The following is a 4,166-nucleotide window of genomic DNA, read 5'->3' as shown; positions in this document are numbered from 1 at the left end:
ACTATGACCATACGGGTATTGATCGTTGACGACTCGGCGTTGGTGCGTGAAGTGCTGACCCAGATGCTGGACAAAGCCCCCGATATCGAGGTGCTGGGCGCCGCATTCGATCCCATCTTTGCCATGCAGCAGATGAAGAAGAGTTGGCCGGACGTGATCATTCTCGATATTGAAATGCCGCGGATGGATGGCATCACTTTTTTGAGAAAAATCATGAGCGAACGCCCGACACCGGTCATCATCTGCTCCTCTCTGACCGAAGAAGGGGCCGCCGTCACACTGGATGCCCTCGCCGCTGGCGCCATCTCGATCATCACCAAACCGGTCGTCGGCATTAAAAGCTTTCTGCAGCAATCAGCCAACGAGCTGATCCAGGAGATCCGCATGGCGGTCAACGCCAAGCTGCGCAACCTGATGCCGACCAACCAGCCCGCAGGCTTCGTACCCGCCCCCAAACGCAGCGCCGATGCCATGCTCTCTGCCCCAGCCGAGCGGATCAAATTCAAAACCACCGAGCGGATCATCGCCCTTGGCACCTCGACCGGTGGCACCCAAGCGTTGGAGTACCTGCTGACCCGGTTGCCCACCAGCTGCCCGGGTTTGGCCATCGTGCAACACATGCCCGCCAGATTTACCGCCTCGTTTGCCGAGCGGCTCAACGGTCTGTCCCAGATTGAAGTCAAAGAGGCGGTCACGGGGGATCGCCTGCTGCCCGGGGTGGCGCTCATTGCGCCGGGGGGCAAGCATCTGCTGATCCAGCGCAGTGGTGCCCAATACCTGGCGGAAGTGAAAGAGGGGCCGCCGGTCTCCCGCCATTGCCCCTCGGTCGATGTGCTGTTTCGCTCGGTGGCGGTGAGTGCGGGACACAATGCACTCGGCGTCATCATGACCGGCATGGGGGATGACGGTGCCCGTGGTTTGCGAGAGCTACGCGATACCGGCGCCCGCACTATTGCTCAGGATGAAGCCAGCTGTGTGGTATTTGGCATGCCAAAAGAGGCGATCGCCCACGGAGGGGTCGACGAAGTGATGTCACTCACACAGATAACCCAGACACTCGGTCGCCCGGATTGATGAGGGATTAGCTATGTCATTAGTACAATGGCAGGGCCGCTGCGCCCTGGTGGTCGATGATTCTCGCACTCAGCAGTATGAGGTGACCTGCCTGCTGCAGGAGCTGGGCTTTGGCCAAATCCATCTCGCCAGCGATGGTCAGGATGCTCTGGACAAACTGCAGCAGATCGATCACGTCGACCTGCTGATCACTGATCTCAACATGCCCGGTATGGATGGGGTTGAACTCATTAGTCAGCTGGAAATAAATGCTCATTATCAGATGTTTATCGCCGTCATGAGCGCCGTCGATCGGGATGTACTGGACGTAATCCACTCTATCGCCGATGCTGGCACGCTGGAGGTGATCGGCGTGCTGGCCAAGCCGATCCGGCAGCAGGATCTGCACAATATGCTGCAACATTGCGACCCCATGAAACACCGTAAAAACAACAACTGGATGCAACTCAGCTTTACCGCCGAGGATGTGCGGCAGGCGCTGGAAGAAGGGCAACTGGTTCCCTTTCTGCAACCCAAGGTCGCCATGATGGATGCCACTCTCTATGGCTTCGAAGCGCTGGTTCGCTGGCATCACCCGGAACACGGGGTACTGCCACCCATCTGCTTTGTCCATCATCTGGAACAGGGGCAACTGGCGCTGGACTTTTTCTATGCGTTTTTACACGCCACCTGCCGAGGACTCAATAAGCTGACCACCCTGCCCTCGCCACTCAGCTGCTCCATTAATATGCCGGTCACTCTGCTGACCACCGATAAACTGGTTGGAAAAATGGTCGAGATTGTCCAGGAACACCAATTGCCCTGCAGTGCCATTATTATCGAGGTGACCGAAACCACCTTTATGTCAAATCTGGCTATGTCGCTGGGCACGCTGGCGCGGCTGAGATTACGGGGATTTGGCGTCGCCATGGATGATTATGGTACCGGCTACTCTTCCATGAAGCAGTTATCTCGCTGTCCCTTTACCGAGATCAAGATTGATAAAGAATTTGTCCATGACGCCCATACCAGCCCCAAGAAGTTGGCTATATTGACCTCAGCGATAGTGATGAGCCAAAAGCTGGGGCTCAAGACAGTGGCCGAAGGGGTTGAGAGCGAAGAGGACTGGCAACAACTCACATTGCTGGGGTGTGAACTGGCACAAGGATATTACATCAGTCGCCCCCTGCCGCTGGATCAAATTGAAAACTGGTTTGCCGAATGGCAAGCCAGACCAACCAAACCGGCCAGACCATATTGAATTTGTCCCCTGACCAAGGGGGAATAGTTCAAAAGCAGTCGCTTTATCACTGCAAGGAACGCTAACCATTAGCATGAGGCTATCTATGAACAATCTAATACGTCAGGTTTCCATTAAAGTGCGATTGATAATCTCATTTTTACTGGTAAACCTCATCCTGATCGGGGTGGGGATATATGGCAAACAAAATACAGCCGTCGTCAATGACATGCTCAATAGCATGTATCTCAACAATTTGACGCCCATCAAAGATATTGCCAACGCCAATATGCAGGCGATCTACCATAACCGCTCGCTGTTTGATTATGTTATCGAACCAACCCAGGCCGGGATGGACAACATTGCCCGTGAAATGGATGACCACGAGCAAAAAATGCAGGCGTTGCTCAATAAATATCGCGCCACCGAGTTGACCGAACCAGAAAAAGTCGCATTGGCAGAAGTTGACCGCACCTGGCCCCTCTATAAAGCAGCCGCCAAAAAAGCCATGGCCGCCAGCTATGCCAATGACAACGACACCGCCGTCAAACTGATGAAAGGCGAAGCCGCTGCCACTTTCCAAGTGACCGATGATCTGCTCAGCAAGCTGGTGGATATCAATGAACAACTGGGCACCAAAGCCTATAACGACAGTGATGTGATCGTCGCTGACCTCACTACCACCACCTACACCATTCTCACCCTCTCCGTCATCTTGTCCCTGCTGCTCGGTTGGCTGCTGAGCAACAGCATCAACCAGCCGCTGGCCAGCATCATGGAAGAGATCAAGCAATTGGCCGGTGGTTATCTCACGGCGAAAGACAATCCGGAAGGCAATGATGAACTGACCCAGATCCAGATCTCGATGGTCAATACTCGCCGCAGTCTGCGCGATATTGTCTCCACCATGCAGCATGCAGCCGAAGGACTCACCGCCAGCTCCTCTCAGCTGGTTGCCGCCGCTCAGCAGGTCAACACCAGCTCCCAGCAACAGTCGCTGGCTACCGCCAATACCGCCGCTTCGGTGGAAGAGTTGACGACCTCGGTCTCCCAGCTCTCCTCCTTCGCCAATCAGGCCAATACTGTCGTCATGGAGTCCGGCGAGATCGCCCATGCCGGTGAAGAGCAGGTCAAACGAGCCTCCCAAGAGGTGGTGCGGGTAACGGCTGCGGTCAATGACTCCGCCAAGCAAGTTCAAGGGCTGTTTGATGACATCACACGGATCAGCCAGATCTCGGTGATGATCCAGGGGGTTGCCGACCAGACCAACCTGCTGGCACTGAATGCCGCCATTGAAGCTGCTCGCGCCGGTGACATGGGACGTGGCTTTGCGGTGGTGGCAGATGAGGTTCGCACCCTGGCGGCTCGTACCACACAAGCAACCCAGGAGATCAACGAGATGCTCCAGTCCATCCAGCAAGGGGCGACTGGTGCGGTGAAAGGGATGAATACATGCGCCGACAGCATGGATACCGTGCGGGAGACCACTGACAACTCCAGCAACACCATGGCTCAGGTTGATCAGAGTTCACGCAAGGTGGTTGGCCTTATTCAGGAGATCAGTTCCATGCTCCATGAACAGGCTGCAGCTAGCCAGTTGATTGCCCAATCCGTCGAAGAGATCACCCAGATGTCAGTGGAGAACGTGGCTGCGGCCGAGAGCGTAAACCACGATGCATCCCAGCTCACCGACATCATTCAGCAGCTGGATCAGGGGATCCGCTTCTTCAAGGTCTAAGCATTCATTCAGACCGCAAACCGACGGGTTTGTGGTCTATTCAACCAGCGTAATCGGTTCAAGTTCTGTTTGTTCAATTAGCATCGGTTTCAGCACTACCAGTATGAGAATTGTGAGTGACAGAGGTTGTGGCGG

3 protein-coding genes are annotated in these 4,166 nt (G+C 55.1%); all 3 read left to right on the top strand.

Translation table 11 applies throughout. The features are described 5' to 3' along the window. Nucleotides 1-3: 3 nt before the first annotated feature. Nucleotides 4-1,074 carry a protein-glutamate methylesterase/protein-glutamine glutaminase gene (locus AACS18_RS09995; protein WP_108612246.1) on the top strand — a complete coding sequence of 357 codons (1,071 nt, stop codon included), beginning with the start codon at nt 4-6 and terminating at the stop codon, nt 1,072-1,074. 13 nt (nt 1,075-1,087) lie between these two features. Continuing rightward, nucleotides 1,088-2,314 carry an EAL domain-containing response regulator gene (locus tag AACS18_RS09990; protein ID WP_108612245.1) on the top strand — a complete coding sequence of 409 codons (1,227 nt, stop codon included), beginning with the start codon at nt 1,088-1,090 and terminating at the stop codon, nt 2,312-2,314. Between the two features lie 73 nt (nt 2,315-2,387). Next, nucleotides 2,388-4,031 (top strand): methyl-accepting chemotaxis protein, encoded by a 1,644-nt coding sequence (locus tag AACS18_RS09985; protein ID WP_308810795.1) that lies wholly within the window; start codon nt 2,388-2,390, stop codon nt 4,029-4,031. Nucleotides 4,032-4,166: the final 135 nt, after the last annotated feature.

The organism is Aeromonas sp. HMWF015, assembly GCF_963878965.1.
GTDB lineage: Bacteria > Pseudomonadota > Gammaproteobacteria > Enterobacterales > Aeromonadaceae > Aeromonas > Aeromonas veronii.
This window is presented reverse-complemented; position numbering and strand designations above follow the sequence as displayed.

Excerpts from the sequence above, each read along its gene's own strand:
- AACS18_RS09985 (WP_308810795.1), top strand. The coding sequence starts at position 2,388 with ATGAGGCTATCTATGAACAATCTAATACGTCAGGTTTCCATTAAAGTG.
- AACS18_RS09995 (WP_108612246.1), top strand. The coding sequence starts at position 4 with ATGACCATACGGGTATTGATCGTTGACGACTCGGCGTTGGTGCGTGAA.
- AACS18_RS09990 (WP_108612245.1), top strand. The coding sequence starts at position 1,088 with ATGTCATTAGTACAATGGCAGGGCCGCTGCGCCCTGGTGGTCGATGAT.